The organism is Martelella sp. (assembly GCF_984369615.1).
Window position 1 is genome coordinate 1 of the sequence record NZ_CFHTCS010000098.1, and the last position, 12746, is coordinate 12746.

Annotated in this window: 14 protein-coding genes; 8 read left to right on the forward strand and 6 right to left on the reverse strand. The window is 62.4% G+C overall.

Features of this window, described 5'->3' with window-relative positions; translation table 11 throughout:
- Both AC5DC2_RS10130 and AC5DC2_RS10135 read left to right on the forward strand, forming a co-directional pair.
- Positions 1-661: ATP synthase beta subunit C-terminal domain-containing protein (locus AC5DC2_RS10130; RefSeq protein WP_491698390.1), on the forward strand; the 661-nt coding region annotated here is incomplete at its 5' end.
- A 72-nt stretch (positions 662-733) separates the two neighbouring features.
- Positions 734-1138 (forward strand): F0F1 ATP synthase subunit epsilon, encoded by a 405-nt coding sequence (locus AC5DC2_RS10135; protein WP_024706590.1) that lies wholly within the window; start codon positions 734-736, stop codon positions 1136-1138.
- A 373-nt stretch (positions 1139-1511) separates the two neighbouring features.
- Here the strand turns inward: AC5DC2_RS10135 and AC5DC2_RS10140 are convergent, their stop codons facing one another.
- Positions 1512-2498: a WD40 repeat domain-containing protein gene (locus AC5DC2_RS10140; RefSeq protein WP_491698391.1), complete on the reverse strand. Its 987-nt coding sequence runs from the start codon at positions 2496-2498 to the stop codon at positions 1512-1514.
- Positions 2498-3556 (reverse strand): CobW family GTP-binding protein, encoded by a 1059-nt coding sequence (locus AC5DC2_RS10145; protein WP_491698392.1) that lies wholly within the window; start codon positions 3554-3556, stop codon positions 2498-2500. Before AC5DC2_RS10145 ends, AC5DC2_RS10140 begins: the two co-directional genes overlap by 1 nt.
- 220 nt (positions 3557-3776) lie before the next feature.
- Here AC5DC2_RS10145 and AC5DC2_RS10150 point away from each other — a divergent pair, with 220 nt between their 5' ends.
- Together AC5DC2_RS10150 and AC5DC2_RS10155 are read left to right on the forward strand one after the other, a co-directional pair.
- Positions 3777-4817 (forward strand): LacI family DNA-binding transcriptional regulator, encoded by a 1041-nt coding sequence (locus tag AC5DC2_RS10150; RefSeq protein WP_024706593.1) that lies wholly within the window; start codon positions 3777-3779, stop codon positions 4815-4817.
- A gap of 57 nt (positions 4818-4874) precedes the next feature.
- Positions 4875-5834 (forward strand): 2-hydroxyacid dehydrogenase, encoded by a 960-nt coding sequence (locus tag AC5DC2_RS10155; protein WP_024706594.1) that lies wholly within the window; start codon positions 4875-4877, stop codon positions 5832-5834.
- A gap of 2 nt (positions 5835-5836) precedes the next feature.
- On the opposite strand, the gene AC5DC2_RS10160 is transcribed toward AC5DC2_RS10155, so the two are convergent.
- Positions 5837-6271, reverse strand: a complete 435-nt coding sequence (locus AC5DC2_RS10160; RefSeq protein ID WP_024706595.1) for a MarR family winged helix-turn-helix transcriptional regulator — start codon at positions 6269-6271, stop codon at positions 5837-5839.
- A gap of 75 nt (positions 6272-6346) precedes the next feature.
- On the opposite strand from AC5DC2_RS10160, the gene AC5DC2_RS10165 reads away from it, so the two are divergent.
- On the forward strand, positions 6347-6781 hold the full coding sequence (locus AC5DC2_RS10165) for a hypothetical protein (RefSeq protein ID WP_491698393.1): 435 nt from the start codon (positions 6347-6349) through the stop codon (positions 6779-6781).
- 41 nt (positions 6782-6822) lie between these two features.
- Here the strand turns inward: AC5DC2_RS10165 and AC5DC2_RS10170 are convergent, their stop codons facing one another.
- A complete protein-coding gene (locus tag AC5DC2_RS10170; protein WP_491698394.1) occupies positions 6823-7581 on the reverse strand; it encodes a gamma-glutamyl-gamma-aminobutyrate hydrolase family protein in 759 nt (252 codons plus the stop codon).
- A 275-nt stretch (positions 7582-7856) separates the two neighbouring features.
- Between AC5DC2_RS10170 and AC5DC2_RS10175 the strand changes: the two genes are divergently transcribed.
- A complete protein-coding gene (locus AC5DC2_RS10175) occupies positions 7857-8975 on the forward strand; it encodes a TRAP transporter substrate-binding protein (RefSeq protein ID WP_024706598.1) in 1119 nt (372 codons plus the stop codon).
- A 230-nt stretch (positions 8976-9205) separates the two neighbouring features.
- Here AC5DC2_RS10175 and AC5DC2_RS10180 read toward each other — a convergent pair whose 3' ends face one another.
- Both AC5DC2_RS10180 and AC5DC2_RS10185 read right to left on the reverse strand, forming a co-directional pair.
- A complete protein-coding gene (locus AC5DC2_RS10180; RefSeq protein WP_491698395.1) occupies positions 9206-10984 on the reverse strand; it encodes a TRAP transporter large permease in 1779 nt (592 codons plus the stop codon).
- Positions 10977-11555 carry a TRAP transporter small permease subunit gene (locus AC5DC2_RS10185; protein ID WP_200337123.1) on the reverse strand — a complete coding sequence of 193 codons (579 nt, stop codon included), beginning with the start codon at positions 11553-11555 and terminating at the stop codon, positions 10977-10979. The genes AC5DC2_RS10180 and AC5DC2_RS10185 overlap by 8 nt, the downstream gene beginning before the upstream one ends.
- Before the next feature lie 287 nt (positions 11556-11842).
- Here AC5DC2_RS10185 and AC5DC2_RS10190 point away from each other — a divergent pair, with 287 nt between their 5' ends.
- Positions 11843-12067, forward strand: coding sequence for an aa3-type cytochrome c oxidase subunit IV (locus AC5DC2_RS10190; RefSeq protein ID WP_024706601.1), 225 nt, complete (start codon positions 11843-11845; stop codon positions 12065-12067).
- A 98-nt stretch (positions 12068-12165) separates the two neighbouring features.
- Positions 12166-12746: Rossmann-fold NAD(P)-binding domain-containing protein (locus AC5DC2_RS10195; protein WP_491698396.1), on the forward strand; the 581-nt coding region annotated here is incomplete at its 3' end.

Below are 12746 nucleotides of genomic sequence, written 5' to 3' on the forward strand. Positions count from 1 at the left end.
CTTCCGCTTCACCCAGGCCGGTTCTGAAATTTCGGCCCTTCTCGGTCGTATTCCTTCGGCCGTGGGCTATCAGCCGACGCTGGCGACCGACATGGGCGCCCTGCAGGAGCGGATTACCACCACGACCAAGGGTTCGATCACCTCTGTTCAGGCCATCTACGTTCCGGCCGATGACCTGACCGACCCGGCGCCTGCCACCTCCTTCGCGCATCTGGACGCGACGACCACGCTGTCGCGCTCGATTGCGGAAAAGGGCATCTATCCGGCCGTTGACCCGCTCGATTCGACCTCGCGCATGCTCGACCCGATGATCGTCGGCGAGGAGCACTACCAGGTTGCCCGTGCGGTCCAGTCGACGCTGCAGCGCTACAAGTCGCTTCAGGATATCATCGCCATCCTCGGCATGGACGAGCTTTCCGAAGAGGACAAGCTTACCGTCGCCCGCGCCCGCAAGATCGAGCGCTTCCTGTCGCAGCCCTTCCACGTTGCTGAAGTCTTTACCGGCGCGCCGGGCATCCTGGTGTCGCTGGAAGACACGATCCGTTCGTTCAAGGGTCTGGTCGAGGGCGAGTACGACCACCTGCCGGAAGCCGCCTTCTACATGGTCGGCACGATCGACGACGCTGTCGCCAAGGCCAAGAAACTCGCCGAGGCGGCCTGATCTTTCAGGCGGGCGGCGTAAGCGCCGCCCATCGGTTATCGGTGATTTTGCAAGACAAGAGATTGGAACGTCATGGCTGACACGATGATTTTCGAGCTGGTGACCCCTGAAAAGCTGCTGGCCTCCGCCGAAACGGATGCCGTCGTCATTCCCGCCGCGGAGGGCGAGATGACGGTGATGCCGGATCACGCGCCGACCATGACGACGGTTCGTCCCGGCATGGTGAAGTTCAAGAATCACGACGGCAAGGAATTCCAGTTCCTGGTCTTCCACGGCTTCGCCGATATCCAGGGCAATGCCTGCACGCTTCTGGCCGAAACGGCCGTGCCGATCGGCGAGGCGTCGGATGCCATCGAGCATCGCATCAAGGCGCTCCGCAAGGAACTCGACGATGCAAGCCATCGCGAGCACAAGAGCGCCATCGAGCAGATGATGAACGAGTTGACGCATCTGAACGAGACGGTCTTCCCGGGCTGATCCCGCCCTGAATTGTTCATGAGTTCGCGTGAGCCGCAGCATTTTCGCTGCGGCTTTTCGCGTTTTCTGGCTATCCTTTCGGACGTGCCCACGCGCCGAGGAGCTGTTTGGCAGGGAAGCGGCGGCACAGAGCGGAAATGAACAGCGCGTAACGCGGTGTCAGGGTGCCGGACTGCGGATGACAAAGTTAAGGGAAAAGCTGCGCAGCAATATCGTTGTTATTCATGGATCGGGGCGCCCGTGCTGGCCGGTTCCGGACTGCCAGGCGTGCTGAAGGCCCATCCGGACGGCCGGCCGCTGCCTCAGGGTGTCCGCCGGACGTGAATGGCCTCGTCCTCCGCAGCGATCATTAAACGTCCGCATGGACGCGCGATTATGCCGAAATCGTGACGATACCGCAATCCCCGGCTTCTGAGGCAAAGGCCAGGCGCTCGCCCGCTTCGTCCCAGGAGAGCGACGTGATTGCCCCCTTGCCCTGGCGGCGCAGGAGCGCTTCCTTCTGGTCGGAAAGGCGCACGGCCATGATCATGCCGTCGATGAAGCCGATGGCGAGCATTTCTTCCGAAGGATGAAAGGCAACCTGGGTGACCAGGATATTGGCGCGGGTGCCGAGTTCGAGCGGCGCCTTGCCCATCGGCCCGTCCTTTCCGGAAAACGGCCAGACAATGGCGGCCGGCGCGCCGGAGGTTGCAAGCCACTTGCCTTTCGGCGACCAGGACCAGGATTTCACCTTGGCCGGATAGCCGCTCATGCGCATGTGGCGCGCTTCCGCCGACAGCTTCCCGTCCAGCTTCCATCCATGCAGCGCATTTTCCTGCATGGCGGTGACCAGAAAGCGCCCGTCGGGCGAGAAGGTGATGCCGACATGGGCGCCCTTCCATTCCAGATCGACCGGCGGGGCGGAGCCTGCAACCCAGTGCAGCGAGGCGCCGTTATAACGTGCGGCCGCGATCCTGAGGCCCTTGGGAGCGAACGTGACCGCCTCGACGCTGCGCTCCTCGGGAAAGAGATGCGACGCGCCGCTGGCAATCACCCGCGTCTCCTTGCCCACGGCATAGGCGACGGCCCCGTGCGGGCCGCCGGCGACGACGGAAATCCACTTGCGCGGAACGCTTGCCAGTTCCTCGAAGGAGCCGTCTTTTGCAAGGCGGAGCACGCGGCCATCCTCGCCGCCGGTGATCAGCGTCTGGCTGAAGGGATCGCGCACGCAGGTGAGGAGGCCGTCATGGGCCTCCGTCACCTTCTCGCCGTCGTCGAGCCGGTGGATCCGGCCTCCGGCCGTGGCAAAAAACGGAATTCCGCCGAGAAAGGCGGCGGCGATGACGTGGTCGTCGATGTCGACGGGCGCAACGCTCGGCATCAGCTGCGGACCTCGCAGGCCCGGAAGCTCTTCTCGAGCTTTTCGCGGTCAAGGTCGCGTCCGATGAAGACGAGCCGGCTTTCGCGCGCTTCGCCATCCTTCCAGGGGCGCTGGTGATCGCCTTCGATGATCATGTGCACGCCCTGGACCACATAGCGATCGTCGTCCTTGTTGAAGGCGAGAATGCCCTTCAGGCGGAGGATGTTCGGCCCCTGGTTCTGGGTGACGGACTGGATCCATGGGAAGAACCGGTTCGGGTCGAGCTCGCCACCGCGCAATGACACCGACTGCACCGTCACGTCGTGATGGTCGGACAGCCCGTGGTGGTGGTGCTCGTGATCATGATCGTGGTGATGATGGTCGTGGTCGCAATCGGGACCGCAGACATGGTCGTCATGATCGTGGTCGAGGAAGTGCGGGTCGTCCTCCAGAACATGCTTCAGATCGAACGCGTTCTGGTTGAGGATGCGTTCGAGTTCGATCCCCGACCGCTCCGTCCTGAAGATCCTGGCGGCCGGATTGATGGCGCGCACCAGGCCTTCGACATCGGCCAGTTCCTCCGCGCTGACCAGGTCGGTCTTGTTCAGGAGCACGATATCGGCGAATGCGATCTGGTCCTCGGCCTCGCGGCTGTCCTTCAGGCGCAGCGGCAGGTGCTTGGCGTCGACCAGGGTGATGACGGCATCGAGCGCCGTCTTGGCCCGGACGTCGTCGTCCATGAAGAAGGTCTGGGCGACGGGAACCGGATCGGCAAGGCCTGTGGTCTCGACGATGATGCCGTCGAAACGCGGGCGCCGCATCAGGCCCTCGACGACCCGGATCAGGTCGCCGCGCACCGTGCAGCACACGCAGCCATTGTTCATTTCGTAGATCTCCTCGTCGGATTCCACGATCAGGTCATTGTCAATGCCGATCTCGCCGAATTCGTTGACGATGACCGCGTATTGCTTGCCATGATTTTCCGAGAGAATCCGGTTGAGCAGGGTGGTCTTGCCCGAGCCCAGGTAGCCCGTCAGCACGGTCACCGGAATGGGCGGAGCTGCTTGCGTGTCAGTCATGATCGTTCCTTTGAAGGATTTTCCGACTATATAAGGGTGATGGCGCCTGGCAGCAAGGCGGAGCAATGCCTGGCTTGCTTGCGAAAAGTCAGGTGCCACGGCGGTTTCCCGGGAAAATTAAACCGATTTTTGCTTTTATGTTGAATTCTTCGCGGTTTTTGAATTAAATTTTTAAATCAAGACACGCAGCGCGAGGCCTTCATTCACCGGGAGAAAAGCCGTGGCCCAGAAAGTCAAACTTTCCACAATCGCCGAATCTCTGGGGATATCGACGGCCACCGTATCGCTGGCGCTCCGCGACAGCCCGCTTGTCGCCACCGCCACGCGCGAGCGCATCAAGGAACAGGCGCGTGCACTCGGCTATATCTACAATCGCCGGGCCGCCAGCCTCAGGACATCGCGCTCGGGCATTATCGGCGTCGTCGTTCATGACATCATGAACCCGTTCTACGGTGAAATCCTCAAGGCCATCGAGAGCGAGCTCGACCGCAACCAGCACACCTTCATTCTCTCCAACCATTACGACTCGGTCGAAAAGCAGCGCAATTTCATCGAGACGCTGCTGCAGCTCGGCGGCGACGGCGTGATCATGTCGCCGGCCATCGGCACGCCGCCGGCCGATGTGCAACTGGCCGAGGACAACGGCATGCCGGCCATTTTCGTCGCCCGCACCATGGAGGAGCTGGACCTGCCGACCTATCGCGGCGATGACAGCTACGGCATCGCGCTTGCCACCAATCACCTGATCGGGCTCGGCCACCGCTGCATCGCCATGATCGGCGGCACGGACCAGACCTCGACCGGGCGCGACCGCTATGCAGGCTATGTCAATGCGCTGAAGAAGGCCAATATCCCGGTCGATCCGGGCCTGCGCATTCCGGGCCCGCGCACGAAGCAGGGCGGTTTCGAGGCCGCGGTGCATTTCCTGTCGCTGCCGCAGAAACCGACGGCGGCGGTCTGCTGGAACGATCTGGTGGCGATCGGCCTGATGAACGGCATTTCGCGCGCGGGGCTGACGCCGGGCGCCGATATTTCCGTCACCGGCTATGACGATCTCGAAGAGGCCTCGATCTCGACGCCGTCGCTCACCACCGTCTGGAATGGCCAGGCCGAGGTCGGCAGGCTGGCGGCGCGGGCGCTGCTCGACAGGCTTGCCGGCTCGAACGCGCCGAACGGCATGCATCTCATCAAGCCGGAAATGCGCATCCGCCAGTCGACGGGCCCCTACCGCGAAACCGCCGAGAGCTATCTTGCGCTTTGAGGCCCTGCTACATCTTCTGATATCCCTTTCATAACCAGAACGTTCCCGGGAGGATCCATGCCCAAACCAACCGTCATGCTTTCACAAAGCCTCAACCCCTTTGTCCAGAGCGTTTTGAAGGACGATTATGAACTGGTGAGCATGCCCGAGGCCGGTCCCGGCGCGCTTGGTGCGAAGGTTGACGACATCAGGGCCGTGGTGGCCTTTGGCGGCTTTTCCGCCGAGCAGATGGACGCGCTGCCCAATCTCGAGATCATCGCCTGCCCGGGCGTGGGCTATGACGGCATCGACACGACCCATGCCGCGGAACGCGGAATCGTCGTCACCCATACGCCGAATGTCCTGAATGACGAGGTTGCCGACACCGCTGTGGCGCTTCTTCTGAATGCCGTCCGGCGTCTCTATGCGGCAGAACGGTTCTTGCGCGAGGGCCGCTGGGAGAGCGAGGGCAATTTCCCGCTCTCGCCCTTTTCGGTGAAGGGGCGCAAGGTCGGGCTCTATGGTCTCGGCCGGATCGGGCTCGAGATCGCAAGCCGGCTGGAGCCGTTCAAGGTCGAGATTTCCTACCACACCCGCAGCCCGAAAAAGGGCGTCGACTATGCCTATCATCCGACGCTGGCCTCGCTTGCGGAAGCCGTCGATACGCTGATCTGCATCGTTCCGAAGACGCCGGAGACGCACAAGGCGGTCAATGCCGAAATCCTGTCGGCGCTCGGTCCCGATGGCATTCTGGTCAATGTCGGGCGCGGCTGGAGCGTCGACGAGGACGCGCTGATCGCCGCCCTTGAGGCCGGCACGCTCGGCGGCGCGGGCCTCGATGTCTTTTATGATGAGCCGCATGTGCCCGAGGCGCTTCGGGGGTTCGACAATGTCAGCCTGCTGCCGCATGTGGCTTCCGCTTCTGTGCCGACCAGAAAGGGAATGGGCCAACTTGTCGCCGACAATCTGAAGGGCTGGTTTGCCGAAGGGCGGCCGGTCACGCCCGTGCCCGAGACGCCGGTTCCGCCGAAAGCCTGACGTCAGGACCGCTGCCTTCTGGTTTCGATGACCTTCCGCATAAGGCCGACAAATTGCGCGCCCTCTTCCGCCGAAAGGCCGGAGAGGGCGTCTTCGTTCTCGGCCGTGGCTGCGGCGACGGCCGGCGCGCGCAGGGCGCGGGCGCGTTCCGTCAGCCTTATGCGCTGAACGCGGCCGTCCTCAAGGTCCCTTTCCCGCCTGATCAATCCGTCACGCTCCATGCGCGAAAGCGTGTTGGCCATCGTCGCCTGTTCGATATCCAGCCGCTCCACCAGTTCTTTCTGGGTCAGCCCGTCATGGTCCCAAAGTTCCAGAAGAGCGGGAAAGGTGCCCGTGGTCAGCCCGAGCGGCCGGATGCGGGCCGCAAGCCCGCGCTCGAAAAGGCGCGCCATATGGTTGGCGAGATAGCCGGCGGAATCGTCTTTTGAAAAGGTCATGATGTTCGATAACACTTGCATAGCAAGCTATGCAATTATATATAGCTTGCTATATATAATGAATGGAGCACTGACATGCTGAAGACCCTGCATCCCGTCGCCGGAGGCCTGGCCCTGGCTCTCATCATCGCATTCTGGCTTTCGACCGTTCTTGCGGAAACGCTTGCCGGGCCGGCGCTCGTCACGCTGGTCAAGACATCGATCCCCTGGGGCTTCTTGTTGCTTGTGCCGCTCCTGGCGCTCGCGGGGTTTTCCGGCTTCCGCCTGGCGCGGCCAATGCGCGGACCGCTTGTGGCGGCAAAGCGCCGGCGCATGCCGATCATCGCCATCAACGGCATTGTGGTGCTGATCCCGTGCGCCCTGTTCCTCGCCTCAAAGGCGCAGGCAGGCGCGTTTGACGCGTCCTTCTACGTCGTGCAGGCGCTCGAGCTCGTCTTCGGCGCGATCAACATCACGCTGATGGGCATGAACATGCGCGACGGGCGGCGGATGACGGCAAAGCGCCGCTGACCGCGCTCCGCATCATCGATCGCCGCCGTCCGGGCCGGGCGTCAGGTCCGGCCGGCGGCGGTGGCATAGGCCCGAACGGCATCGCCGAAAGCCGCAAACAGCCTGCGCGACGTTTCGTCTGTCTTCGCCCAATATTCCGGATGCCACTGGACGCCGACGGCGAAATTCCTCGCGCCGATGACCGAGACGGCCTCCACCGTGCCGTCGGGCGCAATGGCCTCGACCGCAAGCCCGGGCGCGACGTCGCCGATTGCCTGCCGGTGCAGAGAATTGACCTTGATCTCGCCGGGGCCGAGAATATCGGCAAGGCAGGTGCCTTCCTTCACATGCACCGGCTGGCGGATGACGAAGAGGGCGTCGCGGTCGCCTTCGGGCGGCTGGCGGTGGTCGATGCGCCCTTCAAGCTCGTGCACCTCGCTCACCAGCGTGCCGCCAAGGGCGACATTGAGCTCCTGGATGCCGCGGCAGATGCACAGAAGCGGCATGCCGCGTTCGATCGCGCGTCGGATCATCGGGAGCGTCGTGGCATCCCGGCCGGGGTCGAAGGGGCCGTCGCGCTCCTCCTCGGTCCTGCCATAGAGCGCCGGCGCTACATTGGAGCGCGAACCGGTGATCATCACCCCGTCGACCCGGTCGAGCATGGCGTCGATCTCCTGCGCTTCGCCAAGTGCGGGAATGATGAAGCTCATCGCGCCGGCAACGTCCAGCGCCGCGCCGACATATTGCTGCTGCGCTGCATGCCAGGTGGTCTCCCGGAAAAAACAGGTATCGGCAGGAACGGCGACGATCGGTTTCGGCATGGTGGCTCCGCTGGCGGTTTTTTCGAAGTGATGTCGCCTTGTCGGAGGTCTGTCAAACGAATCCGCGCCGCACGTCCATGGCAAATTCTGATCGGACGATAATAGCCCGTGATCGCGGACCATTAGACATTGGTCGTATCGAGCCGGAATTCGGGGCAGAAAAGTCTCCTTCGCCTGCAGGCGAGAGTTGAAACAAATCAACCAAAGTGCTTTGCTTTCGATGACGTCCGCCGGAGGAGAACGGGTGCGGACGCATCACATTTTGGGAGGTATCTATGGACCGTCGTTCGTTTATCAAAAAGGTCGGCGCCGGTGGCGTTGGCGCCGCTGCGGCAACCGCGCTTGCCGCGCCTGCGATCGCGCAGGAAAACCCGAAAGTGACCTGGCGTCTGACCTCGTCCTTTCCGAAGTCGCTCGACACGATCTATGGCGGCGCAGAAGACATCGCCAATCATGTTTCGGCCGCCACCGGCGGCAATTTCGAGATCCAGTGCTATGCTGCCGGTGAAATCGTTCCCGGCCTGCAGGCGCTTGATGCGGTGCAGAGCGGCACGGTCGAGGCGGCCCATACCTGCTCCTATTATTTCTGGGGCAAGGACCCGACCTTTGCCATCGGCACGGCCATTCCCTTCGGCCTGAACCAACGGCTCTCCAATGCCTGGTTCTACGAGGGCAATGGCAACACGCTGATGAACGAGTTCTATGACGGTTACGGCGTATACGGCCTGCCGGCGGGCAATACCGGGGCCCAGATGGGCGGCTGGTTCCGCAAGGAAGTGAACACCGTCGATGACCTGAAGGGCCTGAAGATGCGCATCGCCGGTCTTGCCGGGCGGGTCATGGAGAAGGTCGGCGTCGTGCCGCAGCAGATCGCCGGTGGCGATATCTATCCGGCTCTCGAAAAGGGCACGATCGATGCCGCCGAGTTCGTCGGCCCCTATGACGACCAGAAGCTCGGCTTCTACAAGGTCGCCAAATACTACTACTATCCCGGCTGGTGGGAAGGCGGCCCGGTCATCCACGGCTTCTTCAACAAGGCGAAATACCAGGAGCTGCCGAAGCACTACCAGGCGGCGCTCGATGACGCCTGCGCCTTCGCCAACACCAACATGATGGCGAAATACGACGTCAAGAACCCGGTCGCGATCCGCGAACTGATCGGTGACGGCGCGGTCATGAAGGGCTACAGCACGGAGATCATGCAGGCCTGCTACAACGCGGCCATGGAAGTCTATGCCGAGCTCGGCGCGGAGAACCCGACCTTCAAGAAGATCTACAACGACCAGACCGAGTACAAGAACGCCGCCTATGGCTGGCTGAAGACCTGCGAGTTCCGTTATGACCAGTTCATGATGGCCCTGCAGAACGCCGGCCAGATCAAGCCGCTCGCCTGATCCGGGCAGGTCCTGGCGCATAAGGGACAACCCGGAAGCGACCGCTTCCGGGTTTTTTGCTGACAAAGCCAAAGGGACGCAGGTTGTTGCCTCCATCGGCCTTCCCCGCAGGCGTCATGCTCGTGTCGAGCACGAGGATGACGCCTGCGGGGAAGACATTCCTTGCCAGGAAGAAAAACCCCGAAAGCGGCTGCTTCCGGGGTTTTCGCTGCTTTGCCTGCGCCGATACCTCAGTTGAAGTTCAGGCTCGGCGGGTCGTCGAGATTGAGGCTATCTCCGCCCGAGCCGCCGTTATCCGGATTGTCGCCGAAGTCGGGAAGCGCGAAGGGATCGCTTGCGCCGCCGTCACCGCCGCCGAAGTCGAGGTTGAACGGATCGTCGACGCTGCCGCCGAAGGAGGGCATCTCGATCGTCACCGAATCGGGATCGACGGTCACGACCTCGTCCTTGTAGTGGGTGACGAGCTTCGGGAAGAAGATCACCGCCAGGATGGCGAGGAACTGGATGACAATATAGGGGATGATGCCCTTGTAGATCTGCAGCGTGCGTACGCCCTGCATGATCCTGCCCGTGCCCTTGTCGGTCCATTCCCCGGCCGGCGTCACCGAGCGCAGGTAGAACAGCGAAAAGCCGAAGGGCGGGGTCAGGAACGAGGTCTGCAGGTTGAGACCCAGAATGATGCCGAACCAGATCAGGTCGATGCCCAGCGCCTCGGCCGGCGCCACCAGAAGCGGTACCATGATGAAGGCGATTTCGAAGAAATCGAGGAAGCAGCCGAGAATGAAGACGATGATGGTGACGACGATCAGGAAGCCGTATTCGCCGCCGGGAAGCCCGGTCAGCAGTTCCTCGATCCAGACATTGCCGTTGATGCCGTAGAAGGTGAGGCTGAAGACGCGTGCCCCCATCAGGATCATCATCACGAAGGCGGAGAGCTTGGTGGTGCTGTCGAGCGCCTTCTTGAGCGATTTCAGATCAAGCCGCCCCTTGGCGAGCGCCAGGATGAGCGCGCCGGTGGCGCCCATGGCGCCCCCTTCCGTCGGCGTTGCGATGCCGAGGAAGATCGTGCCGAGCACGAGAAAGATCAGCGCCAGCGGCGGTACCAGCACGATGATCACCTGCTGGCTGAGCCGCGACAGGAGGTTGAGCTTCATCCGGTCGTTTGCAAGCGCCACCAGATAGACGACGACGACGCCGAAGACCATGGCCGCCACCAGCCGCCAGGCATCGCCGAGGCCCGTGAACAGGATGTGGTAGCCAAGGAAATAGAGCGCGACGGCGACGGCGATCATGACGAACAGGGAAATCACGCCGCTGCCCAGCGTGCGGGCTGCGGCCGGCATCGCCGGGGCCGCCTTGGGGCGGATCATCGTCACCACGAACACGTAGAGACAGTAGGCGGCGATCACCAGCAGCGACGGATAGAGCGCGCCGACATACATGTCGCCGACCGAGCGGCCAAGCTGATCGGCCATGACGATGAGGACGAGCGAGGGAGGCACGATCTGCGCCAGCGTGCCCGACGCGGCGATCGTGCCGGTGGCGAACGATCGGTCATAGCTGTAGCGCAGCATGACAGGCAGCGAGATCAGGCCCATGGCCATGACCGATGCGGCGACAACGCCCGTGGTGGCCCCGAGCAGCGCGCCGACGAGCACGACGGCATAGGCAACGCCGCCGCGCACGGGACCGAACAATTGGCCGATCGTGTCCAGCAGGTCCTCGGCCATGCGCGAACGTTCGAGGATGATGCCCATGAAGGTGAAGAAGGGCACTGCCAGCAGCGTCTCGTTCGACATGATGCCGCCGAAGAAACGGTCCGGATGGGATTGCAGCAGCGGCCAGAACAGGGTGATTTCGGGCGAGATCGACGAGAATTCGACCCCGAGCACGAAAAAGGCTAGGCCGCCCGCGGCAAGCGTGAAGGCGACGGGATAGCCCAGAAGCAGCATCGCCATCACGGAGATGAACATGATGGGCGCGAGGTTGTGCGCGATCAGGTCAGTCATTCGGCCTGTCCTCTGTCATCATATGGGCGGCGTTGCCGGCGTCCGAATAGAGATGATCGTTCTCCTTCAGATGTCCGGAAATGACCGCGGCGCGCTTGATGATCTCCGAAAAGGCCTGCAGCAGCAGCAGGATGAAGCCGATCAGGATAAAGGACTTCGCGGGCCAGAGGATCAGCCCGCCGGCATTGGTCGAATGCTCGCCGCTCTCGAAGGAGCGCCAGAACCACGGCCAGGCGAGATAGATCATCATCCCGGCAAAGGGCACGAGGAAGATTGTGTGCAGGATGAGGTCGATCCAGTCGCGGGTGCGCTTGCTCCAGGAAGACGACAGGATGTCGATCCGGATGTGCTCGTTCTTCAACAGCGCATAGGCGGCCGCCAGCATGAAGACGGCGCCGTAAAGATACCATTGCAGTTCCAGCATGGCGTTGGACGAAAGCGAGAAGAGCTTTCGGCTCACCGCATTGCCGGCGCTGACGAGGACTGCCACGAGGAGCAGCCAGGACACCGAATGTCCGATGAATTCATTCAGCCTGTCGATGGTTCGGCTTATTGTTATCAGTGGTTTCATTGGGGCCTCCAAACCGTCCGACTTCCTTAATGGAAGTTGTCAAGGCCACGCAACATGCCTTTGGTACAATATGGGATGAAAAACGCCGCCATTTTGTATTTTTTGTCCGTCCCGGCCGGAGATGCGGACATGATATTTGCCTGGCGGTTCCCCGTGCCGTCGCTGGCGTCGCGCGATTGTTGCCCCGGGCGCGTCGGATGTGGTAATCGGGAAGCGGATTATGGGACATTGTCCGGAACAGGACTGTCGCCGAAAGGCCGGCAGCGCCGGGCTGACAGGAGGGATTGATGCAGAATGTTGAAACGGGCGCGACGCAACCCGCTGACGAAGTGGATTATGCGGAGCATGCCAACACCTACAAGCTGTTCCTCAACGGAACCAAATACGGCACGGTTCACCTCGTGGCGCTTCTGGTGGCGATGGCGGCCGGCCTGCTTGGCCCGTTCGGTTTCATCGGCAGCTTGATCATTTTCATTCTCATCAGCGCCATCGGCATCTATATTCTCCGCTGAGCGTCCGTCCGGGCGTATCCGTTCCTAGAAACGCGGCATGACAGACGCAGTGTTGCGCTCCCTTGTTGCGCGTTTCGATCTGTCTTTGGGAGACAAGTTTGAGCAAGACACTATTTGTGCCGAAAGAGACGGCCTTCGCGGAGACGCGTGTGGCGGCCTCGCCCGACACGGTCAAGAAGCTGAAGGCGCTCGGCCTCGATATCGTCATAGAATCCGGCGCTGGGTTTGCTTCCGGCATCGACGACGATGCCTTCCGGGAAGCCGGCGCCGAAATCGCCGGTTCCGATGCAGCCGCCAGCGCCGATGTGATCTTCAGGGTCCGCCGGCCGGAGCCTCACGAATACGAAGCCTATAAAAGCGGCGTGATCGTCGTCGCCATGATGGACCCTTACGGCAATGAAGAGGCGCTTGCCGCCATGGCCGGAAAGGGGATTTCCGCCATCGCCATGGAGCTGATGCCGCGCATCACCCGCGCGCAGTCGATGGACGTGCTGTCCTCGCAGGCAAACCTTGCCGGATACCAGGCCGTCATCGAGGCGGCGGCCGTGTTCGACCGCGCCATGCCGATGATGATGACCGCGGCGGGGACGGTGCCGGCCGCCCGCGTCTTCGTCATGGGCGCAGGCGTCGCCGGTCTTCAGGCCATCGCGACCGCGCGCAGGCTCGGGGCCGTGGTGTC